The following is a 25658-nucleotide window of genomic DNA, read 5'->3' on the forward strand; positions in this document are numbered from 1 at the left end:
GCGTCAGGACCGGGCGAGCCAGTCCTCGAAGCGAATCGCGCCCAGGCGCGGGTGCTTGCCGGGGGTCAGCGATTGATCGTCGAGCACCGCGCCGAAGTAGCGTGCGTGCACGTCCGGTACGACTTTGCGGGAGTCCCCGGTTGCCCGCAGAAAGCGCCTGACCAGTTCGTCCAGCGGCATGGCCTCGGGCCCCGCGACTTCGAGCGTGCCGTTGACCGGTGTTTGCAGCGTGACCTCCGTCAGTGCCGCCACTACGTCGTCGGACGCCAGTGGCTGGATCAGCGCAGGCGAAAGGCAAATCTCCTCACCGACGGCGGCCGATTGCGCGATACCGCCGACAAATTCGAAGAACTGCGTAGCCCGCAGAATGGTGTAAGGAATGCCGGACGCCTTGATCAGGTTTTCCTGGGCGACCTTGGCCCGGAAATAGCCATTCTCGGGAAGCCGTTCGCTACCGACGATTGACAGGGCCACGTGATGACGAACGCCGGCAGCCGCTTCAGCCGCCAGCAGGTTGCGGCTCGAAGTTTCAAAGAAGTCGAGGACAGCCTGGTCTTCCCACGACGGTGCGTTCGCCACGTCGACGACGATATCAGCGCCATCCATCGCTTCGGCGAGGCCTTCGCGGGTGATGCTGTTTATGCCCGTACTAGGGGCGGCTGCGAGCACGTCATGGCCGCGCTCGCGGAGGTTGTTCACAAGTTTCGATCCGATGAGGCCAGTGCCTCCAATGACGACGATCTTCATGGGTTCTCTCCGCTTCACGACGGCAACCATTGCTGTCGGTGTGAGCAAAGAGTGCCCGGGTGCGTAAGCGAAGTCCTTGCGCAGGCCTTGGATTTACCTTCGCTCACGCTTGGTTTTTCGTCCAAAAAAACCGCCGTTTGAATGTCATCCTGACTCGACGGTGCAGCCGGTTACGCGCTGCCGTATTATCGACTGCTCGTACCCATTACCCGCTCGACCAGGGGATATTCACCTTGCCATTCGTGTTTGAAGACTACGTGCTCGATCAAGAGCGCCGGGAACTCACCTTGCGCGGGCAAGTCGTGCCCATCGGGCCACAGGTCTTCGATTTATTGCTGGAGCTCGTCAGCCAGCGCGATCGCGTCGTCAGCAAGGATGACTTGCTCAAGGCGGTGTGGAGCGGCCGGGTGGTTTCGGAATCGACGATCACCAGCCACATCAATGCAGTGCGCAAGGCCATCGGCGATACCGGTGAGGAACAGCGCCTGGTTCGCACGGTGCCGCGCAAGGGTTACCGCTTCATTGGCCAGGTCGAGGCAGGCGAGACCGCCGAGGCCCGGCAACCTGACGGACACGGTATCGACGCAGGCGTGCCCGCCGACTGGAATGAACCCCTCGTGTTACCGGACAAACCCTCGATCACTGTCCTGCCCTTCCAGAACCTGAGCGGCGACCCGGAGCAGGATTATTTCGCCGACGGCGTGGTTGAAGACATCATCGCCGCCCTGTCGCGGATCCGTTGGCTGTTCGTGATCGCGCGCAATTCGAGCTTCACCTACAAAGGCCGCGCCGTGGACGTCAAAGGTGTCAGCCAGGAGCTCGGCGTGCGTTACGTGCTGGAAGGCAGCGTGCGCAGGTCCGGTGACAGGGTGCGCATCACCGGGCAACTGATTGATGCGACGACCGGAACCCATCTCTGGGCGGAGCGCTTCGAAGGCACGCTCGACGACATCTTCGAGTTGCAGGATCAAATCACTGAAAGCGTCGTCGGCGCCATCGCGCCGCAGCTCGAACGGGCGGAAATCGAACGGGCAAAGCGCAAGCCGACGGAAAGCCTCTGCGCCTACGACTATTACCTGCGGGGAATGGCGAAACTGCACAACGGCACACGGGAAGCCATCGAGGAGGCGCTGCTGCTGTTCTACAAGGCCATCGAACTCGACCCGGAGTTTGCATCGGCCTATGGCATGGCGGCGTGGTGTCATTTCTGGCGCAAGTTGAATGGCTGGATGACGGATCGACCTCGAGAGATCGCCGAAGGTGCGCGGCTGGCGCGCCTGGCCATGGCGCTTGGTCGGGACGATGCGGTGGCGTTGACGCGAAGCGGGCATGCGCTGGCCCATCTCACTGGTGATGTCGATGGCGGCATTGCCCTGCTCGACAGGGCGCGCCTGCTCAATCCGAACCTCGCTCCCGCCTGGTTTTTGGGCGGTATCTTGCGTGCACTGCGCGGTGAAACAGACGCCGCCATCGAGTTTTTGACCCACGCGGTTCGCTTGAGCCCGCTGGACCCGGAGATGTTCAGGATGCAGGTGGGCATGGCGCTCGCGCACTTCTTTGCCGAGCGTTACGACTGTGCGATGGACTGGTCGGATAAGGCATTACGCAACCTGCCCACCCTGCTGCCTCCGGTCGCGCTGCTGGCGGCCAGTCATGCGCTGAGGGGACAAATGGATAATGCGAAACAGGCGATGCAGCGCTTGCGCGAGCTGGATCCGGCATTGCGTGTTTCCAATTTGAAAGAATGGCTGCCTATTCAGCGGCCAGAGGATCTTGCTCGTTTTGCGCAGGGGTTGCGGATGGCTGGGTTGCCTGAGTGAGTGTGGTGCGGGTCACTTCGCTTGGGTGTATATCCGTTTTTGCGGTCATGGCGGCTATTGGTTTCGCCCTTACGGCGAGTCACTTTGGAAAAGCCCCAAAGTAACCAAAGGGCTCTTGCCCCTTTCGTTCGGTGCCTCGCCTAGGCTCGGCATGCCCTCGCTCCGGTCCTGCTCCGTGGGCCCGCCGCCATCGGCCATCCATGGCCGGGGGCGGCTAACCCGGCATCCATGCCGGGTTGCCCACTGCGCAGAACCTGCGCTCGGCCTCTCGAGGGGGTGTGTACCTCAAGATCAAAAGCTGAAGGCGAGCTAACGCTCGGCCTGATGAGTGGTGAGAAGCAAAAGCAAACTCGATTCTCTGTAGGAGCGAGGCTTGCCCGCGAAAAACGTCCGGACAACGCGTTCATTCAGACAGCCCGCGTTATCGTTGACGTCCATCGCAAGCAAGCCGGCTCCTACAAAGGAAATGCATGTGTGTTCGGAACATACACGATCAACTGTAGGAGCTGGCTTGCCGGCGATAGCGGTGGATCAGTCACCCTCCTTTTTGACTGGGCGGACGCCATCGCCAGCAAGCAGGCTCCTACAAGGGAAATGCAGATGTGTTTGGATAAATACGATCAACTGTAGGAGCCGGCTTGCTGGCGATAGCGGTGGGTCAGCGACACATGTATCGCCTGAACAGACGCCATCGCCAGCAAGCCGGCTCCTACAGAGGATCGGTGTCCACATCCGGAATGAGGGAACGCGCGCACCAAAGAGCCAGGTCGGCTTTCAGGCCGCCTCGGCGGCTGTGGCGGTAGTCGCCCCCTCGAGAGGCCGAGTGCAGGTTCTGCGTAGTGGGCACCGCGGCAAGGATGCCGCGGTAGCCGCCCCCGGCCATGGATGGCCGATGGCGGCGGGCCCACGGAGCAGGACCGGAGCGAGGGCATGCCGAGCCTAGGCGAGGCACCGAACGAAAGGGGCAAGAGCGCTTGGTTACTTGGCGCTTCTCCAAGTGACTCGCCGTAAGGGCGAAACCATTAGTAGCCGTTACCGCTGCAACGGATATGTACACCATTCCCAAATCCAAATCCAAATCCAAATCCGCTACAGGCTAAAAAACCGCGGCTCAGTTATTGCGCAACAGCACGTAAGCCTCACCACCATCACGGTCATGCTGAAGAATGAAGTTTGCGCCCTGGAGGCTAACCTTCGACGGCACACGATCCGCCACCGCTGTCTGCGAATAAGGCTGCACAGCGCTCAGCAATTGCCGGGTCAGGCTGTCGTCGGACTGGCTCGGGGTCGTGACCACGCACTCTTTCGCAGACAACTGCACCGCAAGGTTTTTGTCAGCCGTGAAGCCGATACGGGTAAAGCCCATATCCTGCAAATCGTCGATACCGTAACGCTTGGCTGCTTCGGCCGAACCAGCGAACGATGGCGCAGTCTTCAGGCAGATGTCGGTGAAAGCTTCAATGGCCTTGGACTTGACGCTGGGATCCTTCCATTTGAATACGGCGCGCAACCATCGGGTCGCGTGCCACTTGAGCAGGTGGCCCGAATGGTAAAACAAGCCCGGCCTCCATCGCGTGAGGATTAGCGTCGAGGCCCTTCTCGTTCAGCACCAACAATGAGTCAAGACGATCTGCATCGGACTCAATACGTTCAGAACCCAATAGCGCGACATCAAAGGCAACACTGTCTCCACTCCCAACGCACACCGCGTTGGGGTGTGAAAGGTACCGCCACCCCACTATTGGAAGCCTGACTCATGAAAACCTTAAGCATCGAGAACTACAAAACCAACACCGCCTCTGGAAAATCATCGCTCGGGATCAAAACCACGGCGATTGGAACTTACGGAGCGTACTTTGCCCTAGCCGTGATCTACTTCTGGTTCGGTGGCATGAAATTCACTCACTACGAAGCGCAAGGCCTGGTTCCGTTGGTGAGCAACAGCCCTTTCCTGGGTTGGGTCTACAACATTTTCAGCGTCGATACCTTCTCCAGTTTACTCGGCGTCCTGGAAGTCTCGATCGGTGCTCTTATTGCAGGTCGACTGCTGTCACCCAAACTTTCATTAATCGGTGGCGCGTTGTCAGCCGGGCTGTTTTTCACGACGTTGAGCTTTATGTTGTCGACACCAGGAGTGATCGAACCCAGCCTCGGTTTCCCGGCCATTTCGGTTGCACCGGGCCAGTTTCTCCTGAAAGACATCGGTTTGCTTGCCGCGTCCATCTTCGTGGCCGGCCATTCATTAACCGCGCTGGAAAACCGCTGAATCGATGATCCTTCTCTTGGGATGGCCTGAAGCAATTCGATGTTTTCAGGCCATGCCCCATCAAGAAAGTCCGTCCCCCTCTCCCGCCAAATCTTTCAGCCAGTCCCGAGGGCTGTAGCCCGTCTTGCGACGAAACGCGCGAGCAAGTGCCGAAGGACTTTCATAACCGACTTCCGCGGCGATCAGCGTAATCGGCCGCCCTTCACGCAAACGCTTCTGCGCCAGGCTGATACGCCAGCTCAACAGATAGTCCGCCGGTGTCTGCCCTATAACGGCCCGAAAATGCACGGCATAGGCCGCACGCGACATGTTCGACTCGCTCGCCAGTTCCGCCACCGACCAGGCACGGTGAGGTGCGTTGTGCATTTGCACCAGCGAGCGCGCCAGTCGCGAATCCGCGAGCCCGGCCATCATGCCGGTCCGCAGTTGGTGATGATCGAGCAGATGTCGAAAGAGCAGGATGATCAGTAATTCGAACAAGCGATCCAGCGCCGCTTCCCTTCCGCAATGTCCGGCTGCTGCTTCAACGAACATCCATCGCAGCGTATCGGCCAGCTGCGGCAACTCTTCCAGGGACAGTACCAGGCAATCGGGTAACGAAGCAGACAATGGGTTATCGATCCCTCCCTCAAACTCCATCGACGCACACAGGAGTTGAGCGCCCTCGGGTTCACCGGCGAACAGTTGATGCCGGCTTGGGCGTGGCAGAAAAATCAGACTGGGTTGCGTCAGTAGCACGTCCTTGCGCTCGCCTCCCCGCAAAGTGACGGTACCGGCCTGCAGCAGGTGAATATAACCACGCTGGTCGGCGCCATCGTACGACGCCATACCGCACAGTCTGCCGTTGTAAAACAGGTGTGCGCGTACGCCGAACTGCGAAAACAACGTAGACAGGCGATCCATGGGCATTCTCTTGACGTGGTATAGACCGGGGGTCTTTGACTGGGTGTATATCCATTCCTGGGGTAACGGCGGCTATTGGTTCCGCCCTTACGGCGGGTCACTTGGAGAAGCGCCAAGTAACCAAGCGCCTGCGCCCCTGACGTACGGTGGCTCGCCAAGGCTCGCCATGCCCTCGCTCCGGTCCTGCTCCGTGGGCCCACCGCCATCGGCCATCCATGGACGGGGGCGGCTAACCCGGCATCCATGCCGGGTTGCCCACTGCGCAGAACCTCCACTCGGCCTTCCGACGGGGCAGATCAAGATCAAAAGCCAAGCAAAAGCCAAAGCGAGGCGGCCTGCCAGCCGACCTGTCTCTATAACCGTACGCGCTCGCCTTCACTGCTGCGGTCACTCATTCCGAATATGTACACCGATCCCCTGTAGGAGCCGGCTTGCTGGCGATGGCGGTGGGTCAGTCGGCGCATTTATTGACTGGACGGACGCTATCGCCAGCAAGCCGGCTCCTACGGTTGATCGTATTTATCCAGACACATCTGCATTTCCCCTGTAGGAGCCAGCTTGCTGGCGATGGACGTCAACGATAACGCGGGCTGTCTGAATGAACGCGTTGCCCCGACGTTTTTCGCCGGCAAGCCGGCTCCTACAGGGAATCCCATACGCTTTTGACTTTCACCACTCATCAGGCCGAGCGTTAGCTCGCCTTCAGCTTTTGATTTTGAGGTACACGCCCCCTCGAGAGGCCGAGCGCAGGTTCTGCGCAGTGGGCAACCCGGCATGGATGCCGGGTTAGCCGCCCCCGGCCATGGATGGCCGATGGCGGCGGGCCCACGGAGCAGGACCGGAGCGAGGGCATGCCGAGCCTAGGCGAGGCACCGAACGAAAGGGGCAAGAGCCCTTGGTTACTTGGGGCTCTTCCAAGTGACTCGCCGTAAGGGCGAAACCGCCAGCCGCCATCACCGCAGCAACGGATATACCCCCACCCAATCCCAAAAACCCTCCCAACCCTAGGTGTGATGAATCTCCCGATCCTTGGTTTCCGGCAAAAAGAACGTCCCAAGAATAGCCGTCATCACCGCAATCACGATCGGATACCAAAGCCCGTAGTAGATATCCCCCGTGGCCGCGACCATGGCAAACGCAACCGTCGGCAGAAAGCCGCCAAACCAGCCATTGCCAATGTGGTACGGCAACGACATTGAGGTATAGCGGATACGCGCCGGGAACAGTTCCACCAGCCACGCCGCGATCGGGCCATAGACCATGGTCACGTAGATCACCAGGATGGTCAGCAGCAACAACACCATCGGGTAATTGGTCTTCGCCGGATCAGCCTTCTCAGGGTAACCGGCGTCCTTGAGCGCGGTGCCAAGGGTGGCGACGAAGGCATCGTTGCGGGTCTTGAAGTCGGCGGCCGGCATGCCGGTGCCCTCGAAGCTCTCGACCACTTTGCCGCCAATGCGAACCTGCGCAACGGTGCCCGGCTCGGCTTTTTCGTTGATGTAGGGGATGGCTTTCTTCGCCAGTACCGTCTTGGCAAGGTCACAGGAACTGGTGAATTTGGCTTTGCCCACCGGGTCGAACTGGAACGAACACTGGTCTGGATCAGCAACCACCGTGACCGGGTTTTTCGCCTGTGCCGCGAACACGTCGGGGTTACCGTACTGGGTCAACGCATGGAAGATCGGGAAGTAAGTCACCGCCGCGAGAATACAACCGGCCATGATGATGCCCTTGCGGCCAATGCGGTCGGACAGGCTGCCGAATATCACGAAGAACGGCGTGCCAATCAGCAGCGAACCGGCGATCAGCAGGTTGGCGGTCTGCGGGTCGATCTTGAGCATTTGCAGGAGGAAGAACAGCGCATAGAACTGCCCGGTGTACCAGACAACAGCCTGGCCGGCAGTACCGCCGAGCAGCGCCATGATCACAATTTTGAGGTTTTCCCAACGGGCGAAGGATTCGGTCAACGGCGCTTTGGACGACTTGCCTTCGGCCTTCATTTTCAGGAACACCGGCGATTCGCTGAGTTGCAGGCGGATGTACACCGAGATGATCAGCAACAGGATCGACAGCAGGAACGGAATCCGCCAGCCCCAGGCCTCGAACGCTTCCGTACCGAGAACGGTGCGGCAAGCGAGGATCACCAACAGCGACAGGAACAGACCGAGGGTCGCAGTGGTTTGAATCCACGAAGTGAAATAACCACGCTTGCCCTTCGGCGCATGCTCCGCGACGTAGGTCGCCGCCCCGCCGTACTCACCGCCCAACGCCAGGCCTTGCAGCAGTCGCAAGGTGATCAGGATGATCGGCGCCGCGACGCCGATGGTCGCGTAGCCGGGCAGAAACCCGACGATGGCGGTGGAGATACCCATAATGACAATGGTGATCAGGAAGGTGTGCTTGCGTCCGATCATGTCGCCCAGTCGCCCGAACACAATCGCGCCAAAAGGCCGCACGGCAAACCCCGCGGCGAACGCAAGCAGCGCGAAGATGAAGGCAGTTGTCTCGTTGACACCGGCAAAGAAGTGCTTGGCGATGATCGCGGCGAGGGAGCCGTAAAGGTAGAAGTCGTACCATTCGAACACGGTGCCCAGGGACGAGGCGAAGATGACCTTGCGCTCCTCCCTGGTGATCCCGTGGTTGGGCACGTTGCCCGTGGTGGAGTTGTCGATTGCGGCCATGAGTCTTCTCCGTCTTGCTCTTGTTGTAGGCCGGAGCACCTCACTACCATCGTCGCACCCAGGCCCTGGGGCTGAAGTCATCGGACTACGGAATGCACAAAGCCTGGCAACAGGCTGACCGCCTCACATCACTGCAAGGTTTCATGAAGCATAATCACCTTCGTGCAGATATCCACTCGCCAGCCTGCAAACCTTCAAATACGCGGAGAACCCGCCATGATTCAGCGCAAAACCGGCTACGCCCCCGTCAATGGCCTGCAGATCTATTTCGAGATTCACGGCGCAGCGCACCCCACGCGACCGCCCCTCGTCCTGCTGCATGGCGGCGGCGACACCCTTGAAACCTCATTCGGTCAGATCCTGCCGGTGCTGGCGGTTGAGCGTCAGGTCATTGCCATTGAACAACAGGGTTATGGGCACACAGCGGACATCGTCGACCGTCCATTCAGCTTCGAGCAATCCGCGGACGACACGGCGGCCTTGCTCGCGTATCTGCACTTCGGGCAAGCGGACCTGTTCGGTTTCAGCAATGGCGGCACCATCGCCTTGCAGGTGGCGATCAGGCATCCGGACGTCGTGCGCAAGATCGTGGCGGCGTCAGCGCTGGTCAATCGCGACGGCGCCTATCCGTGGCTTTGGAAAGCGATGGCCAACGCCACGCTGGAGAACATGCCGCCAGAGTTGCAGCAGGCGTACCTCAAGGTCGCGCCGCAGCCCGGCAATCTGCGGCTGATGCATGACAAGGCAGCCCGGCGCATGCGCGATTTCAAGGACATCCCCGACGACGATATCCGCCGCATCACCGCGCCGACGTTGGTAGTGGTCGGCGATGCCGACGTCATCCGTCCCGAACATGCCGTGCAGATGTTCCGGCGCCTGGCACACGCGCAGCTTGCCGTGCTCCCCGGCACCGATCACATGCAGGTGACCACGCGCACCGAATGGCTGGTGCCGATGATCGACGCGTTTCTCGATGCCTGAAAACGGGCGTCGTGATGCCCGTTTTCAGAGGGCTCAGCCCTGACAGCAGCGCGCCCCGACACGACAAAAACAGGAGGCGGTGATTTCCACATCGGCCCGCGCCATGGCCAGGTCGAGACGAGTCCGAGCAGCCGCGGCTTCGGCGTCCCGTCCCAAGCGTTTCAGGCATTCCACATAACCGTGGAGGCTCCAGACATTGTCCAGATGCCAGGACGCACGGCTGAGCGTGTCGTCCAGCCCCAGATCGGCCCGGTAGGCCTGCAAGGCTTCTTCCACCCGACCCTGCTCCAGCAGCAGCGCACCCAGCGCGTGTCGCACCGGTTGCATCCAGCCCCAAGGCTCGTCGTACGGCAGGTTGTCGTCCAGTGACTGCGCCTCGCGCAGGTGAGCGAACGCGCTGTCGTAGTTACCTTTTCGGTACTCGATTTCCCCATGCAGCATGGCGCCGGCCACCGCCAGGATGTCGGTGCATTTGTTGTTGAAGAGGTAACGCGTTGGCGGCACGCGGGTCAGCGCATTGATGAACAGCCGTTGTTCGGCTTCCGCGCCGGCGATATGTCCGCTGGCTGCGTGCGCCACGCCTCTGGCGTAATGCAGCATCGCGGTGGTCACGCAGTACAGTTCCTGGTCATTGGGCAATGGAGTGGCGAGGATGTCCTGCCATTTGCCGAAGCGGATCTGCACATGCACCTTCATTGACACGAAGCTTTCCAGCCAGTCGGCCATGGGTGGTTGCTCGACGCGCAGCAGTTCTTCCTTGATGGTCGACATCAGCTCTTCGGCGGCGTCCAGCGCCGGTTGGTATTGCCCGAGGAACATCGCCGAGTAGAGTGTGAAGTGGTAGTTGTGGCATCGATACAGGGTGTAGAAGTTGAGCGGCCCTTCCCGCTCCAGGAATTTTCGGTCGGCCAGGATCGCTTGGCTATTGGTGTTCATGGCCCCACGGTAATCGCCGCAGAGCACGTCGATGTGCGACGGCATGTGGCGCAGGTGCCCGGCGTCCGGCACCAGGTCGCGCAGGATATCGGCGGCGCGCAACGCTCGTTCGGGATGCGGTGACATTTCCAGGGTGTGGACGTACATGTGCAGCACGCCGGGGTGCGGCGTACCGCCCAGTGCCTGCTCCAGCACAGCCAGCGCTTCCAGGGTGTCGGCGCCCGGCGCGGGCTCACCGGTTGTCAGATCCCACAACAGCCAGGGTGTGCGGTCAATCAAGGCTTCGGCAAACAGCGCCGCCACATCGGGATCGTCGGGAAAGGCTTTATAGACATCGCGCATCGACGCCGCATAGGCATCGTTCCAGGTGAATAGTTGTTCAACACTGTCGGCAGCGTCGGCCTGATAGCGTTGCTCAAGCGCCCGGATCAGCGCTTGTTCCACCGGTTTGGCACTGTCGCAATGCGCCAGCGCAGTACGCGTCGCCAGTCGGGCCTGGGCGACGGCGTCTTTCAACTCCTGTTCGATAAACGCGTCCCAGCGCTTGTTGTAGTTGGGGCCGCTGGCATAGGCGATTCCCCAGTAGGCCATCGCGCAATCGTGGTCGTGTTCGATCGCCTTGCGGAAACAGCGGATGGACTCATCGTGGTTGTAGCCGTAGCACCACAATAATCCGCGGTCGAACCAAAGCTGAGCCTGTGGCGAATGAGTCGTTACGGGGCGGCTGTAAATGCCCAAATCGTAATAGTCGTGCATCGGTTTACCCTCTCGATCAGAGCCTGGAACCTCGCAGAAAATGCCTCACGGCCTGACTTGCCGGAGACCGTCGATAGTTCGGGAGATCCAGCATACCCCGGCTGTTCCGGCCGGGCGGTGCAGCCGACGACAGGCTGGCGCCATGGAATTTTTAGGACATTACTCACCTGTCCCCCCTGTAGGAGCCGGCTTGCTGGCGATGGTGTGTCAGTCGACAATTCTTTAGCTGACACTCCATCGCCAGCAAGCCGGCTCCTACAGTTGGGTGTGGTGTCTGGCCGGTCTGCCCTTGAGCAGGCATGCGCTCAGACGCCCTTTCGCATCATTGGCAAACCATTGCCGGCGTCGATAGTCACCATCAACTCAATGAAGTTCTCTTAAAAATTGTGCGGCGTACCATCAGCTCCATACCAAACAACTACACCCCGGAGCACACCACCATGAAACGCCAACTCTTCCTCAGCATCGCTTTCTCGGTTTTTGCAGTTAACGCTTTCGCCGCTTCTTCTGCTCACCCGGTTGTCGCTGAAGGCGGCTCGGATCGTCTGATCGAGAATCGTGTGGCCGAAGGTGGCTCCGACCGTCTGATCGAAAACCGCGTCGCCGAAGGTGGTTCCGACCGTCTGATCGAGAATCGCGTTGCCGAAGGTGGCTCCGACCGTCTGATCGAAAACCGCGTTGCCGAAGGTGGTTCCGACCGTCTGATCGAAAACCGCGTTGCCGAAGGTGGTTCCGACCGTCTGATCGAAAACCGCGTTGCCGAAGGTGGTTCCGACCGTCTGATCGAAAGCCGCGCCGTATGAATGAATAACCCTACCGCGGTACTCAAAAAGAAGCCCGGCCTGACCCGCCGGGCTTTTTCGTGCACAAATAAAATCAGCTCCCCCTTAATGCCACTGGCACACCTGTGATACATAGCTCCTGATTGCGAGTCCCGTATCCAATGAGGTTGCCCATGTTTTGCTCCCCACGCCTGCTGCTGACCTGCGCCCTGTCCGGTTTACTCGCTTGCGGCGCACAAGCCGGCACGCCCTCTCCGGTGCCCGCCAGTTTGCAACCGCTGCTGGTGACGATAAACGAACGCCTGAACATTGCTGATCAGGTGGCGCTGACCAAATGGGACAGCAACAAACCGATCCAGGACAGCGCCCGGGAAGCACAAGTCATCGCCAACGCCAGGAATCAAGCGGTTACCCGCAAACTCAACCCGGACGAAATCGCCGAGTTGATCGCCGCACAGATCGAAGCCAACAAGCTGGTGCAATACGGACTGCTCGCGCAATGGCAAGCGGCAGGCAACGCGCCTGATGTGCCGCGGCCGGACCTTGCCAATCAAATCCGGCCACAGCTGGATGAGCTGCAAAACCGCCTGTTGCAGCACTACGCCGATTTCGCGCCCTATCGCAAAGACCCGAACTGCGCCCAGTGGCTGGCCAAAGAGCGGTCGGCGCTGATCAAGGATGGCCTGCATGGCCAGGCATTGATCCGCGCCACCGGGGATTTGTGCATCATCGGTCAATGAGTCACCTGCCGTCTGCCAGTGCACTCAAGGCTGGCGACTGCTGACACTCTGCGCGCCCTTCTCGAACATCGCTTCGAAACGAGGCTTGTTGGCGGCGTAATAAGCGGCGACGGCCTGGTCGGAAGAGCTTTGGCGCGCCTGCATCATCAACGCTTCGAGATCAGCCTGAGGGATCGAATAGTGGGCGAAGAAGTACGCCACTTCCGGATACTCCTGGCTGAAGCCCTTGCGCGCCATGGCGTGAATCTGCTCGGCGCCGCCAAAGATCTTCTTGGGATCATCCAGATAGCGCAGCGGATATTTGGAGAACATCCAGTGTGGACTCCAGGCATTCACCAAGGACCATTTGCCGCGTTTGAGGTTACGGTCCAACTCGTTGAGCATGCCGGACTCCGATGAGGCCACCAGTTTGTAACCGTCGAGCTTGTACTCCTCGATGGCCTTGACCGTGAGCTTGTACTGGCCGTTGCCGACCTCGGACGTGAGGATCTTGCCGTCGAGCTTTTCCCTGACCTGCGGTTTGTTCAGGTCCTCTACGCTCGCCACTTCGCTGATCGGCACCGAGGTCGGCACCGTCATGCCGATACGTCCTTCATAGAGCACGCCGAGGTCTTCGAGCCGATCCTTGTATTTGTCGTAGAACGCCTTGTGGGTACTCGGCAGCCAGACCATCGGGATGAGGTCGATATTGCCGTTGGCCAAGGCCTGGAACTGAATGCCGATGTCGGCCATCACCAGTTTCACCGGTTGTTTTAAATGTTCCTGCAACGCGGTGGTGGCGAGCTTGACGGTGATTTCGGTGTCGGACCAGTTGACCCAGCCAATGCGCACGGGTTGCTGTTCCGCCGCCTGAGTCAGTGCCGCGTGGGTTCCAAGCGCCAGTCCGAACAGGCAGGCACAGGCTGTTTTTCGATACGAATGAGCGTTCATCAGGCGTCTTCCTATTTTACGGTGATAGGCAGGTTGTCTTCATTTGAACGGCCTTACGGTCGTGAACAGTGCAGTCTTCGCTGCTTCGAATTCGGGCAGCACAGCCCTTCTCCACCGAATCCCTCGCAATCCCTTTTCACATCGTGCCGGGCACGACTGTCGCTCCGCTGCACCCTTTCGAGCCTGATCTTATCGGTGACTTTTATGTTGCGCAAGAAAAATGTACACGTGTGTCATGAACAATTGACACCTATGTACATTTATCCTAATTTCAAGTCGCCGAGCCTGATGAAGCCCACTTTGGAGCGCACCACGATGTCCAGCGATCCCTTGCTGCAACCCTACAAGATCAAGCACCTGACCCTCAGAAACCGGATCATGACCACGGCGCACGAGCCGGCCTACCCTATCGACGGCATGCCCCAGGCGCTCTATCGCGCCTACCACGTCGAGCGCGCCAAGGCCGGGGTTGCCCTGACCATGACGGCGGGCTCGGCGGCGGTCTCCCGGGACAGCCCGCCAGTGTTCAACAACGTGCTGGCCTACAAGGACGAAGTGGTCGGTTGGCTCAAGGACCTGACCGATGAATGCCACGAACATGGCGCCGCCGTCATGATCCAGTTGACCCACCTGGGCCGGCGCACTCGCTGGGACAAGGCCGACTGGCTGCCCGTGGTCTCGCCTTCGCACCGTCGCGAAGCGTCGCACCGCTCGTTCCCCAAGAAGATGGAAGACTGGGACATCGAGCGGATCATCAAGGACTACGTGGACGCGGCCGAACGCATGCAGGCCGCCGGCATGGACGGCCTCGAATTGCAGGCCTACGGGCATTTGATGGATCAGTTCTGGTCGCCGCTGACCAACGATCTCGACGGCCCTTATGGCGGCTCGCTGGAAAACCGCATGCGCTTTACCTTCGACATCCTGCGCGGGATTCGCCAGCGCGTCGGCGAAGATTTCCTGCTGGGTGTGCGCTACACCGGCGACGAAACGCTGCCGGGCGGCTTCAACGCCAGTGAAGGGATGCAGGTGTCCCACATGCTCAAGGACAGCGGGCTGGTCGATTTCCTCAACGTGGTGCGCGGCCATATCGACACCGACGCGGGCCTGACTGATGTCATCCCGATCCAGGGCATGCGCAACTCACCGCACCTTGATTTCGCCGGTGAGATCCGCGCCTCGACGGGTTTCCCGACCTTCCACGCGGCGAAGATTCCCGACGTCGCCACGGCGCGCTACGCGATTGCCTCGGGCAAGGTCGACATGGTGGGCATGACCCGTGCGCACATGACCGATCCGCATATCGTGCGCAAGATCATCGAGAAGCGCGAAGAAGACATCCGCCCTTGCGTGGGCGCGAACTATTGCCTGGACCGGATCTACCAGGGCGGCGCCGCCTACTGCATTCACAACGCGGCGACCGGTCGCGAAACCACCATGCCCCACGAGATTCCCAAGGCGGCGCACCAACGCAAAGTGCTGATCATCGGCACCGGCCCCGCCGGGCTGGAAGCGGCGCGTGTCGCGGGCGAACGTGGCCATGACGTCACCGTGCTGGAGGCGGCGGACCGGCCCGGCGGGCAGATCCGGCTGACGTCCCTGAACGAACGCCGCCGCGAAATGATCGGCATCATCGACTGGCGAATGGCGCAGTGCGAGCGCCTTGGCGTGAAGTTTCACTTCAACACCTGGGCGGAAGCCGACACCGTGTTGGCCCACGAGCCGGACGTGGTCATCGTCGCGACCGGAGGCCTGCCCGACACCGAGGTGCTTGCCCGAGGCAACGAACTGGTGGTGTCGACCTGGGACATTATTTCCGGCGACATCAAACCTGGCCGCAACGTGCTGATTTTCGATGATGCAGGCGACCATGCCGCCTTGCAGGCTGCCGAAGTCATCGCACAAAGCGGCGCGACCGTGGAGATCGTCACGCCCGACCGTGCATTTGCGCCGGAAGTGATGGCGATGAACCTGGTGCCCTACATGCGCAGCCTGCAAGACCTCGACGTCACTTTTACCGTCACGTACCGCGTCGAGTCGGTGGAAAAGCGCGATGGCAAGCTGGTCGCGACCTTCGGCAGCGACTACGGCAAGGTCAACAAGCAACGTGTCGTCGATCAGGTCGTGGTCAACCACGGCACGCTGCCGCTGGACGACCTGTATTTCGATCTTCGCCCTCACTCCAGCAATGGCGGCGCGGTGGAACAGCACGACCTGATTGCCGGTCACGCGCAGCACATCGTCACCAACCCTCAAGGGCGTTTCCAGCTGTTCAGGATCGGTGACGCCGTGGCGGCCCGCAACACGCATGCGGCGATCTACGATGCCTTGCGGTTGGTGAAGGAAATCTGAGCCCCGCCAAACATCAATCGAGGGAGCTTTTGCTCCCTCTTTTTTTACATCCCGCGTCGGGCGACAGCCGCACCGGCCTGTACAGCCTGGCCCACGATGGCGTCGATATGTTGATCAGCCATCGACTGCAACGCCGCTGCCGTCACACCGCGATAAGCCATGAGGGCGTCGATCATTTGCAGGGGATCGCGGCTGGCCAGTAGCTGACCGCCACCCACCACCACGCCGTGCGCGGCACGTTGTGCGATCGCCTCGGGAATCCCCGCGACCACCGCCGATTCAACCAGCGCCCTGTAAAGCATGGCCGGGAAAGCGGGTCCGGTGCCGGACAGTGCACTGAGGTAATCGATGCAATCCTCATTGGGCACTTCGTCCGCCGAACCGACGCATTCAAAAAATCGTTGCACCCACTCGCGGTCCTGTTCGCTCAACTCACCGGCGTTGTACCAAGGGGTGAATGACTGACGGATTTCCACGGCCGCATTCGGCATGGCCCGCACCACGACCTGCGCACCGGTGGCGGCGCTGATGGTCGCCGCCGGAACACCGGCCATCAGTGAAATCACCCGTTTGCCCCGGGCGTCGATCTGCAGTTCACGAAATTGCTCCGGGCGGATCGACAACACCACGACGTCGCTAAGCTCAACCAACGCCTGGTTATCCGCCAGTACCCGCACGTCTGGCCCGAACGTGCTGCTGCCGGAACGGTTCGAAATCAGCAGGCAATCGGCAGCGATGAAGCCGCTTTCCAGCACCGCATCAGCGATTGCACGGCCCAACCAGCCGGTGCCGCCGATGATGCCCAGGGTTCTATTCGGCATCGGGCGTCGCCTCCTCGAAGGTGTCGACCAGCGACACGAAAACACCCGGCTCTTTTTCCGCGTAGCCGAACTTGCCAAAAAAACGGTCGAGCTCGCGACGCTTCGGTGCCTTGCCGGTAAACACCGTGACGTACTGCGGAATGCGCCGGAAACGCACGACGATGTCCTCAGTGGTTTTCATCGAGATGTAGCCGATCTGCGTCAGGTAGATCGTCCTGGCCCGCGCATCGGCGGCGTCGGTCTCGTAGCCGAATCGGCGAAACATGCCGGCCAGGGCATTGATCCGCGCCTCGTCAGCCGCGGCGATTTCGTCGGCCACCTCGGCGGACTGCAACGCCCAACTGCGCACGGCAAACTCGAACTGCGAGTCGAACAGCTCGGGGTTCACCCAGCATTCGAAAACGTTGAGGATGGCTTCGGAAATGCTTTCGGCGTAACTCTCGCACTGGCTGATCAGCCCGCCGGTGTTCTTGTCGCGCCAGCGGGTCAGGAGCGCCGCCAGCAGTTGCTCGCGATCCTCATAGAACCAATAGAAACTGGTGCGCGACAAGTTCAGCCGCTTGGCCAGCGGCATCACGCGCACCGCGTCCACGCCGGATTCCTTGAGGGCATCGTAGGCGGCGTCCAGCCAGCCATTGACCGAGCCGCGCCAGCCGGCGTCCTGTGCCTTGGTCCGTGTCTTTCCTGTCTGCGACATCCTCGGGTACCACCGTGTTCTGAAAATGTCGCTCCACTCTACGCTGCACGCCCTCGTGCGTACACAAAATGTACATCGACGTACATTTCAACGACGCATTCGATTACTTCGGCTGAAACGTCTGCAAGTACGCCAGCACATCCTCGATCTTCTGCGGATCGCTGAGCCCCCAGAAAATCATCCGGGTGCCGGGCACCACTTTCTTCGGCGCTTCGAGGTAAGCCGTCAGTGTCTCGCGCGTCCAGACAATGCCGGCGGATTTCATCGCGTCGGAGTACTGGTAGTCCGTCACGCTTCCCGAGGGACGGCCGAAAATGCCGTTGAGTTGCGGGCCGAAGCCGCCCCGCGCCGACTCGCCCACTTGATGGCAGCCGCCGCAGATCCGCGTGAACAGTTTCGCCCCGGCCTCAGCATCCCCCGCCGCTGCCGCCGGCGTGCAAAATGCCCCTGCGGTCAGTGAAAGGACGAAGGTGAGGGTTACAGCTTTCATCATGTTCGGTTCCAGTGAAGTCCATCGGCGCACCCGGTGCATTTTCGCGCCTACCTTACCCGATTACCGCCACCCGACGTGCGCCGGTCGCTCAAGCGTCGGCCTGGGCGCGAATCTCCTAAAATGAATCGTGAGACTTGAACGGTTGCCAGCCCCTGGCAACACCGTCGTGAAAGGAGGTGTTCGAGATGCAACTCATCACGCAGAAAATCGACAAGCCGCAAGACACGAATTTCATTCTGGGCCAGACCCACTTCATCAAATCCGTCGAGGACATTCACGAAGCGTTGATCAACGCAGTGCCGGGCATCCGTTTCGGCGTGGCTTTTTGCGAAGCCTCGGGCAAATGCCTGGTGCGCTGGTCCGGCACCGATCCCGCCATGATCGAACTGGCCCAGAGCAATGCCCAAGCCATCGGCGCCGGGCACAGCTTCATCATCTTCCTGGGTGACGGCTTCTACCCGCTGAACATATTGAACACGGTCAAGACGGTTCCAGAGGTGTGCCGGATCTTTTGCGCAACCGCCAACCCCACTGAAGTGGTGCTCGCCGAGACAGCACAGGGACGCGCGATTCTGGGTGTAGTCGATGGCTTCTGCGCCAAGGAAATTGAAGGTGACGAAGACATTCTGTGGCGCAAAAACCTGTTGCGGCAGATTGGCTACAAGCTGTGAATTTAGCGGCTCATAAGGACTTGCAGTTTTCAACAGTAGGCTAAGCTTGGATCAGCTTATTGCTCACGATGCTCGATTCTGCAGGGTTTTGGTTGTTCTGGAGAGCGTCTGCAACAGCTATCTCAGACAGGCCCAACCCTTTCACGCAGGATTGACGTGATGACCGAGCCCCTCCTCAGCTTTGATGCACTCAAGCGCGCGGCTGCCGCTGGCGAAATCGATACCGTATTGGTCTGCATGGTCGACATGCAGGGACGCCTGGTCGGCAAGCGCTTCCAGGTCGAGTTTTTTATCGACAGCGGCCACGAAGAAACCCACTGCTGCAATTACCTGCTGGCCGACGACATCGACATGGAACCGGTGCCGGGTTACGCCGCAGCCAGTTGGAGCAAAGGCTATGGCGACTTCGTCCTGAAACCGGACATGTCCACGCTGCGGCGCGTGCCCTGGCTGGAATGCACGGCGCTGGTGCTCTGCGATGTGCTCGATCATCACCATCGCAAGGACTTGCCCCACAGCCCGCGGGCAATTCTGAAAAAACAGGTCGAACGCCTGCGTGAACGGGGCTACACCGGCATGTTCGCTTCGGAACTGGAGTTCTACCTGTTCGATGAGAGCTACGAGGCGATCCACCAGCGCAACTATCACCAACCGAAAACCGCCGGGCATTACATCGAGGATTACAACATCCTCCAGACCACCCGCGAGGAACCGGTGCTGCGGGCGATTCGCAAGCATCTGCAAGCGTCGGGCATTCCCGTGGAGAACTCCAAGGGTGAATGGGGCCCCGGCCAGGAAGAAATCAACATTCGTTACGCCGATGCCCTGACCATGGCCGACCACCACGTCATCATCAAGCACGCCTGCAAAGAGATCGCGCAGCTGCAAGGCAAGGCGATCACGTTCATGGCCAAGTGGCGTTATGACGCCGCCGGGTCCAGCAGCCATATCCATAATTCGCTGTGGGACAAGAACGCTAAAAAACCGATGTTCTTCGACGCCAAGGCAGAATTCGGCATGTCGAAACTGATGCGTCAGTGGGTAGCCGGGCAGCTCAAATACGCCAACGACATCACCTGCTTTCTGGCGCCCTACATCAACTCGTACAAGCGCTTCCAGGCCGGCACTTTCGCGCCGACACGGGCGGTGTGGAGCCGCGACAATCGCACCGCCGGCTTTCGCTTGTGTGCCGAAGGCAGCAAATCCATCCGCATCGAATGCCGCATCGGCGGCGCCGACCTCAACCCTTATCTGGCCTTCGCCGCGCTGATCGCGGCGGGCCTGGCCGGGATCGACGAGAAGCTCGAACTCGCCGCGCCGTTCGAGGGCGATGCCTACCTCGATGAGCATTTGCCGGAAGTCTCGAAAACCCTGCGCGATGCCTGCTCCGCCCTCAAGGGGTCGAGCATGTTGCGCGAGGCGTTCGGCGATGAGGTGGTCGATCACTACGTGCACACCGCCGAGTGGGAGCAGAAAGAGTACGACCGGCGGATCACCGACTGGGAACTGCAGCGCGGCTTCGAGCGCTATTGAGCACACCATGACTGCGAAGATTCAGCTTATTTCTCCGGTCGATGGCCGGGTGTACGTCGAGCGCCAACAAATAGATACGGCCCGGCTCCTTCAGGCGCTTGAGGCGGCTGCAACTGCCCAGGCGCAATGGAAGCGCCGACCACTGAGCGAGCGCGCAACTTTTTGCAGTGCCGCTGTGGACGCGATGCTCGCCATGAAAGATGAAATCGTGCCGGAGCTGGCCTGGCAAATGGGTCGACCGGTGCGTTATGGCGCTGGCGAGCTGCGCGGTTTCGAAGAGCGGGCCCGGCACATGATCGCTATTGCGCCCGAAGCGCTTGCAGCCGTTGAGCCCGCACCAGTCGCGGGTTTTCGGCGTTACATCAAACGCGAGCCGCTAGGTACGGTGCTCGTGATCGCCCCGTGGAATTACCCCTATCTGACCGCCGTCAACACGATTATTCCGGCGTTGATGGCGGGCAACAGCGTGATCCTCAAACACGCCTCGCAAACCCTGCTGGTCGGCGAGCGTTTCGCTGAAGCTTTTCGCCGGGCCAATCTGCCTGAAGGGTTGTTCCAGAACCTGCTGCTCAGTCATGCCAGTACCGCAGTAGCCATCGTCACCGGCGACGTACAACAGGTGAACTTCACGGGTTCGGTGGACGCTGGCCTGCAAGTCCAACAAGCAGCCATCACGGATTTCATCGGCATGGGCCTGGAGCTCGGCGGCAAAGACCCGGCCTACGTTCGCGCCGACGCCAATCTCGAATACGCCGTGGAAAACCTGGTGGACGGCAGCTTCTTCAACTCCGGGCAAAGCTGCTGCGCGGTCGAGCGCATCTATGTGGACCAGAAAATCTATCCCGCCTTCGTCGAGCGCTTCGCCGATCTGACTCGCCAGTACGTGTTGGGCAACCCGCTGGACGAAGCCACCACGCTGGGTCCGATGGTCTCGCCGGCCGCCGCAGACTTTGTTCGCGGACAGATTGCCGACGCGCTGGCCGAGGGCGCCAAGGCACTGATCGATCCGAAGGCGTTTCCCGCCGACGCACCAGGCAGCGCCTATATGGCGCCGCAGGTACTGGTGGACGTCACTCATGAAATGTCGGTGATGCGCGACGAAAGCTTCGGCCCTGTGGTCGGCATCATGCCGGTGACTGGCGACGAAGAAGCCATCGCCTTGATGAACGACAGTGAGTTCGGACTCAGCGCGTCGATCTGGACCGAGGACCTCGCCGCCGCCGAACGCCTCGGCAACGAGATCGCCACCGGCACCGTATTCATGAACCGCTGCGATTACCTCGACCCGGCGCTGGCCTGGACCGGAGTCAAGAACAGCGGACGCGGCGTCACCCTGTCGCGCCTGGGCTACGAGCACCTGACCCGCGCCAAATCCTTTCATCTGCGCCACGAGGTGTAGGCCATGAACCTGACTGGAAACTGGAACTACCCCACCAGCATTCGCTTCGGTGTCGGGCGCATCGCCGAGCTGGCCGAGATCTGCCGCAGCCAGGGTATCCAACGCCCGTTGCTGGTCACCGACAGCGGCCTGGGGCGTGCGGCGATCACCACGGCGGCGGTGGATGCGTTGCGCGCCGCCGGCCTTGGCGTCGCGCTGTTTTGTGACCTCAAGCCCAATCCGGTCGAGGCCAACCTGGCCGGAGGGCTCGAAGCCTGGCGCACCGGCCAGCACGATGGCGTGGTCGCCTTCGGCGGTGGCAGCGGCCTGGACATGGGCAAGCTCATCGCGTTCATGAGCGGCCAGACCCGACCGGTGTGGGATTTTGAAGACATCGGCGACTATTGGACCCGAGCCGACGACAGCCACATCGCCCCGGTGATTGCCGTGCCAACTACCGCAGGCACTGGCTCTGAAGTTGGCCGTGCGGCAGTGATCATCGACGAGCGCACGCACACCAAACGCATCATCTTCCACCCGAAAATGATGCCGCGCGTGGTCATCAGCGATCCGGCACTCACCGTGGGCATGCCGGCAAAAGTCACCGCCGGCACCGGCATGGATGCGTTCGCCCATTGCCTGGAGGCGTACTGCGCTCCCGGATTTCACCCGCTGGCCGACGGCATTGCGGTGGAAGGCATGCGCCTGGTGGCCAACGCGCTGGTGCGCGCCGTCCATACACCTTCGGACCTTGAAGCGCGCGCACACATGCTCGCCGCCGCCGCGATGGGCGCCACCGCGTTCCAGAAAGGCCTCGGTGGAATGCACGCGCTCTCGCATCCGGTGGGCGCGCTGTACGACACCCATCACGGCATGACCAATGCCACGTTCATGCCGTATGTGTTGCAGTTCAATCGTCCGGCCATCGAGGAACGCATCATCCGCCTCGCGGCTTATCTGCGCCTGCCCTCCCCCGGCTTCGACAGTTTTCTGGCCTTCGTGCTCAAGCTGCGCAAAGACATCGGCGTGCCGCATACGCTGGTTGAGTTGGGCGTGGATGACCGGCAGGCCGACCTGATCGCGGACATGGCGATTGTCGATCCCTCGGCCAGCGGCAATCCCCTGCCATTGACCAAGATCGGTGTGGCCAGCATTTTCGACGCGGCTTATCACGGCCGCGTTTAGATCCAGAGCAGTATCGGTTGGAAAAAGGAGCAGTACGACAAGGTGTTGAAGGCCAGCCCATTGCGCACACGCCAATGGATTGAATCAAAACCTGATGGGGTACACAGCATGAACCCAGCAAGCCAGCCCGGCACCGACGCGCACGACGAGGACGTCAAGGTGCTGCACAGCATGGGCTACGCCCAGCAACTCTCGCGACGAATGGGCGTTTTCTCCAACTTCGCGATTTCCTTTTCGATCATCTGCATCCTTTCAGGCGGCATCAACTCACTGGCCCAGGGCACCTCGGGCGCAGGGGGTGCGGCGATTGGCATCGGCTGGCCCATCGGTTGCCTGATCTCCGGGGTGTTTGCGCTGGCCATGGCGCAGATTTCTTCGGCCTACCCCACCGCTGGCGGTCTCTATCACTGGGGCTCGATACTCGGCAACCGCTTCACTGGCTGGCTGACGGCCTGGTTCAATCTGCTGGGACTGGTCACGGTGCTCGGCGCGATCAACGTCGGCACCTATTACTTCTTTTTCGGGGCCTTCGGACCGGCGCTGGGAATGGAAGACACCACCACCGTGAGGGTGATTTTCCTGGCGATCCTGACCGGCATCCAGGCCTTGTGCAACCATCTTGGCATCGGCCTGACCGCGAAACTCACCGACTTCTCGGGCTACCTGATTTTCGCCACGGCGCTCGCGCTGACCATCGTCTGCCTGATCTCCGCACCCAGCTATGAGTTCGCCCGGTTGTGGACTTTCGGCAACTATTCCGGTGAAGCCGGCGGCAGTGTCTGGCCACAGGTGTCGAACAGCTGGGTGTTCATGCTCGGCCTGCTGTTGCCGATCTACACCATCACCGGTTATGACGCCTCGGCGCACACCTCCGAAGAGACCCGCAATGCCGCGATGTCGGTGCCACGCGGCATGGTCATGTCCGTGATCTGGTCGTTGCTGTTCGGTTGGGTGATGCTCTGTTCGTTCGTGCTGATGCTGCCGAACATGGACGAAGCGGCGAAACAAGGCTGGAACGTGTTCTTCTGGGGCATGAACGCCCAGGTGAGCCCTAACGTGAAATTCGCGCTGTACGTGGCGATTTTCATCTCGCAGTTTCTCTGCGGGCTGGCGACCGTGACCTCGGTGTCGCGCATGATCTTCGCGTTCTCCCGCGACGGTGGCCTGCCCTGCTCGAAAGCACTGGCCTCGGTCTCGCCGAAATATCGCAGCCCGGTGGCAGCCATCTGGACCGGCGCGACCCTGGCGGTCTTGTTCGACTGGGGCTCGTCGGTGATCTCGATCGGGGCAACGCCGGTCTACACCATCGTGGTCTCCTGCACGGTGATCTTCCTGTTTTTCTCTTTCATCATTCCCATCGTGCTGGGCCTGTTCGCCTACGGAACCTCGAAGTGGCCAACCATGGGGCCGTGGAACATGGGGCACGCTTTTTACTCCTTGTTCGCCGTGCTCTCGGTGCTCTCGATGGTGGTGATCTTCATCATCGGCATCCAGCCACCGAACGATTGGGCGCTGTACATCACCATCGGCTTCCTGGTGCTGACGGCCATCGTCTGGTTCGGTTTTGAAGCGCGGCGCTTTCAGGGGCCGCCGATGGGTGATTTGATCATCAAGCGCCAGGCGGAAATCGCGGCGGCGGAGGCGGCGCTGAACAAGCAGGCGTGAAGGCTTTACCTGCAGGAGCGAGCCGGTCTCGCTCCTAAAGGGGTTCCTGGTGTTCGATTTGTATCAGTGTGTATTTTTGCGGGGTGATCTTACACGGCGATACACAAGCGCCGGTTCAAGACACATCCGCATTACATGGAAGTGGAAAAGTGGGCCACATCGGAAATTCAGATGTTTTCCGATGAACAGCGATTTAGAAGCGCCCACCAACCTCAGCAGGAACCGCCATGATCAATCAAATCGACACCGTGCTTTACACCGGCAAGACCCACACAACCGGAGGCCGCAATGGCGAGTCGCGCAGCGACGATGGCCGTCTGGACGTCAAGCTTAGCGCCCCTGGCTCTTCCGGCAGCGGTACCAACCCTGAACAACTGCTGGGCGCTGGTTGGTCGGCCTGCTTCATCGGCGCCATTGGCAAGGCAGCCATCGCGTTGAAAGTGACCTTGCCGACTGACGTGTCTGTCGATACCGAAATAGACCTGGGCAAGACCGAAAACGCCTTTTTCCTGCAGGCGCGCCTCAACGTCAGCCTTCCCGGCCTGGACCCGGCAGTTGCACGGTCGGTGGTGGATGCCGCGCACCAGACCTGCCCGTATTCGAAGGCGACCCGTGGCAACATCGATGTCGTGATCAACCTGATCTGACCGGGACGACAAGCGCGGCCTGCCATTGCGGCAGGCTGCACTGGCGATCGCTTACTGAACGTTTTTCAGCTTGATCACATCACCGGAAACCTTGGTGGTGTAACCGCTCAGGACCCAGGCCCAGAACCAGTTTTCCTGCACTTGGGTGTTGATCAGTGCATCGCCGCCCTTGGCCTTGATCGCCGCGTCTTGCGCGCGAACAAAACGGCTGTTCTGGCGAATCGGGATGACGCCGAACAGCATCAGCCCCGTGGCGCTCGCTTCACTGTGGCCAACCACCGTGTATTGGCTTGCATCGTATTGCTGAGTCTTCATCGGGGCGCCGGTGCAACCCGCCAGAACCAGGCCGAACAGGGTAACGGCAACAACTTTGCTGAGGTGATTCACTGAATGACTCCTTGGGTAAACGCCCGGGATCCGTCTCTCGGGCGGCGCACACTCTACCGAAAATGATGGCCAATTAGTATCAGTCCGCCCTCCACGGCAAACCTGGCGCCTACGGTCGCGGGGTGTTCGGGATGACGGGTTCACCCAAAACCTGTAGGAGCCGGCTTGCTGGCGATGGCGATTTCACGGACGCCATCGCCGGCAAGCCTGGCTCCTACGGATTCGAGCGTGTTGGGGATTGTAGGTTCACGCCACACCTGTAGGAGCCGGCTTGCTGGCGATGGCGA

The 25658-nt window shown here is 60.6% G+C and carries 23 protein-coding genes; 13 read left to right on the forward strand and 10 right to left on the reverse strand.

The genetic code is table 11. From position 1 onward, the window contains the following. Nucleotides 1-3: 3 nt before the first annotated feature. Nucleotides 4-747 (reverse strand): SDR family oxidoreductase, encoded by a 744-nt coding sequence (locus IB254_RS28430; protein ID WP_008034596.1) that lies wholly within the window; start codon nt 745-747, stop codon nt 4-6. A 233-nt stretch (nt 748-980) separates the two neighbouring features. Here IB254_RS28430 and IB254_RS28435 point away from each other — a divergent pair, with 233 nt between their 5' ends. Continuing rightward, entirely contained in the window at nt 981-2567 is a 1587-nt protein-coding gene (locus IB254_RS28435; RefSeq protein ID WP_192420732.1) for a winged helix-turn-helix domain-containing protein, read from the forward strand. Nucleotides 2568-2891: 324 nt separating this feature from the next. After that, nucleotides 2892-3197, forward strand: coding sequence for a hypothetical protein (locus tag IB254_RS28440; RefSeq protein ID WP_192420734.1), 306 nt, complete (start codon nt 2892-2894; stop codon nt 3195-3197). A gap of 481 nt (nt 3198-3678) precedes the next feature. On the opposite strand, the gene IB254_RS28445 is transcribed toward IB254_RS28440, so the two are convergent. After that, a complete protein-coding gene (locus tag IB254_RS28445) occupies nt 3679-4125 on the reverse strand; it encodes a hypothetical protein (RefSeq protein WP_225602534.1) in 447 nt (148 codons plus the stop codon). 198 nt (nt 4126-4323) lie between these two features. Between IB254_RS28445 and IB254_RS28450 the strand changes: the two genes are divergently transcribed. Further along, a complete protein-coding gene (locus IB254_RS28450; RefSeq protein ID WP_192420736.1) occupies nt 4324-4833 on the forward strand; it encodes a YkgB family protein in 510 nt (169 codons plus the stop codon). 60 nt (nt 4834-4893) lie between these two features. Here the strand turns inward: IB254_RS28450 and IB254_RS28455 are convergent, their stop codons facing one another. After that, nucleotides 4894-5736 carry a helix-turn-helix transcriptional regulator gene (locus tag IB254_RS28455; protein ID WP_192420738.1) on the reverse strand — a complete coding sequence of 281 codons (843 nt, stop codon included), beginning with the start codon at nt 5734-5736 and terminating at the stop codon, nt 4894-4896. 1004 nt (nt 5737-6740) lie between these two features. Continuing rightward, on the reverse strand, nt 6741-8417 hold the full coding sequence (locus tag IB254_RS28460) for an MFS transporter (RefSeq protein ID WP_192420740.1): 1677 nt from the start codon (nt 8415-8417) through the stop codon (nt 6741-6743). 216 nt (nt 8418-8633) lie between these two features. On the opposite strand from IB254_RS28460, the gene IB254_RS28465 reads away from it, so the two are divergent. Further along, a complete protein-coding gene (locus IB254_RS28465) occupies nt 8634-9398 on the forward strand; it encodes an alpha/beta fold hydrolase (protein ID WP_192420742.1) in 765 nt (254 codons plus the stop codon). Nucleotides 9399-9431: 33 nt separating this feature from the next. Here IB254_RS28465 and IB254_RS28470 read toward each other — a convergent pair whose 3' ends face one another. Continuing rightward, nucleotides 9432-11090, reverse strand: coding sequence for a tetratricopeptide repeat protein (locus IB254_RS28470; RefSeq protein WP_192420744.1), 1659 nt, complete (start codon nt 11088-11090; stop codon nt 9432-9434). Between the two features lie 440 nt (nt 11091-11530). Here IB254_RS28470 and IB254_RS28475 point away from each other — a divergent pair, with 440 nt between their 5' ends. Further along, nucleotides 11531-11893, forward strand: a complete 363-nt coding sequence (locus tag IB254_RS28475; RefSeq protein ID WP_192420746.1) for a hypothetical protein — start codon at nt 11531-11533, stop codon at nt 11891-11893. Nucleotides 11894-12045: 152 nt separating this feature from the next. Continuing rightward, nucleotides 12046-12612, forward strand: a complete 567-nt coding sequence (locus IB254_RS28480) for a chorismate mutase (RefSeq protein ID WP_192420748.1) — start codon at nt 12046-12048, stop codon at nt 12610-12612. 24 nt (nt 12613-12636) lie between these two features. Here IB254_RS28480 and IB254_RS28485 read toward each other — a convergent pair whose 3' ends face one another. Continuing rightward, nucleotides 12637-13542 carry a glycine betaine ABC transporter substrate-binding protein gene (locus IB254_RS28485; protein ID WP_008033329.1) on the reverse strand — a complete coding sequence of 302 codons (906 nt, stop codon included), beginning with the start codon at nt 13540-13542 and terminating at the stop codon, nt 12637-12639. Nucleotides 13543-13857: 315 nt separating this feature from the next. Here IB254_RS28485 and IB254_RS28490 point away from each other — a divergent pair, with 315 nt between their 5' ends. Beyond that, nucleotides 13858-15894: an NADH:flavin oxidoreductase gene (locus IB254_RS28490; protein ID WP_192420764.1), complete on the forward strand. Its 2037-nt coding sequence runs from the start codon at nt 13858-13860 to the stop codon at nt 15892-15894. A 44-nt stretch (nt 15895-15938) separates the two neighbouring features. Here IB254_RS28490 and IB254_RS28495 read toward each other — a convergent pair whose 3' ends face one another. The 3 genes from IB254_RS28495 to IB254_RS28505 form a co-directional block, all read right to left on the reverse strand. After that, the gene (locus IB254_RS28495; protein ID WP_192420750.1) at nt 15939-16715 is read right to left on the reverse strand and encodes a pyrroline-5-carboxylate reductase family protein; all 777 of its coding nucleotides are present in this window, start codon (nt 16713-16715) and stop codon (nt 15939-15941) included. After that, a complete protein-coding gene (locus IB254_RS28500) occupies nt 16705-17412 on the reverse strand; it encodes a TetR/AcrR family transcriptional regulator (protein WP_008033332.1) in 708 nt (235 codons plus the stop codon). Before IB254_RS28500 ends, IB254_RS28495 begins: the two co-directional genes overlap by 11 nt. A gap of 103 nt (nt 17413-17515) precedes the next feature. Next, the gene (locus IB254_RS28505) at nt 17516-17905 is read right to left on the reverse strand and encodes a c-type cytochrome (RefSeq protein ID WP_192420752.1); all 390 of its coding nucleotides are present in this window, start codon (nt 17903-17905) and stop codon (nt 17516-17518) included. Between the two features lie 185 nt (nt 17906-18090). On the opposite strand from IB254_RS28505, the gene IB254_RS28510 reads away from it, so the two are divergent. The 6 genes from IB254_RS28510 to IB254_RS28535 all read left to right on the forward strand — a co-directional run bounded on the left by IB254_RS28510 (nt 18091) and on the right by IB254_RS28535 (nt 24984). Further along, complete coding sequence (locus IB254_RS28510; RefSeq protein ID WP_008033334.1) at nt 18091-18576, forward strand: adenosine-specific kinase; 486 nt, start codon at nt 18091-18093, stop codon at nt 18574-18576. Between the two features lie 159 nt (nt 18577-18735). Next, complete coding sequence (locus tag IB254_RS28515; RefSeq protein ID WP_192420754.1) at nt 18736-20109, forward strand: glutamine synthetase family protein; 1374 nt, start codon at nt 18736-18738, stop codon at nt 20107-20109. Between the two features lie 7 nt (nt 20110-20116). Then, nucleotides 20117-21508 (forward strand): aldehyde dehydrogenase family protein, encoded by a 1392-nt coding sequence (locus IB254_RS28520; protein WP_192420756.1) that lies wholly within the window; start codon nt 20117-20119, stop codon nt 21506-21508. A 3-nt stretch (nt 21509-21511) separates the two neighbouring features. Next, nucleotides 21512-22672: an iron-containing alcohol dehydrogenase gene (locus IB254_RS28525; RefSeq protein ID WP_192228780.1), complete on the forward strand. Its 1161-nt coding sequence runs from the start codon at nt 21512-21514 to the stop codon at nt 22670-22672. Between the two features lie 108 nt (nt 22673-22780). Then, on the forward strand, nt 22781-24337 hold the full coding sequence (locus tag IB254_RS28530) for an amino acid permease (RefSeq protein WP_192420758.1): 1557 nt from the start codon (nt 22781-22783) through the stop codon (nt 24335-24337). Between the two features lie 227 nt (nt 24338-24564). Further along, nucleotides 24565-24984, forward strand: coding sequence for an organic hydroperoxide resistance protein (locus tag IB254_RS28535; RefSeq protein WP_192420760.1), 420 nt, complete (start codon nt 24565-24567; stop codon nt 24982-24984). Nucleotides 24985-25035: 51 nt separating this feature from the next. Here the strand turns inward: IB254_RS28535 and IB254_RS28540 are convergent, their stop codons facing one another. Then, nucleotides 25036-25371, reverse strand: coding sequence for a hypothetical protein (locus tag IB254_RS28540; RefSeq protein WP_008033343.1), 336 nt, complete (start codon nt 25369-25371; stop codon nt 25036-25038). Nucleotides 25372-25658 lie beyond the last annotated feature (287 nt).

It is taken from the genome of Pseudomonas sp. PDM03, from assembly GCF_014852385.1.
GTDB classification, from domain to species: Bacteria; Pseudomonadota; Gammaproteobacteria; order Pseudomonadales; family Pseudomonadaceae; genus Aquipseudomonas; species Aquipseudomonas migulae.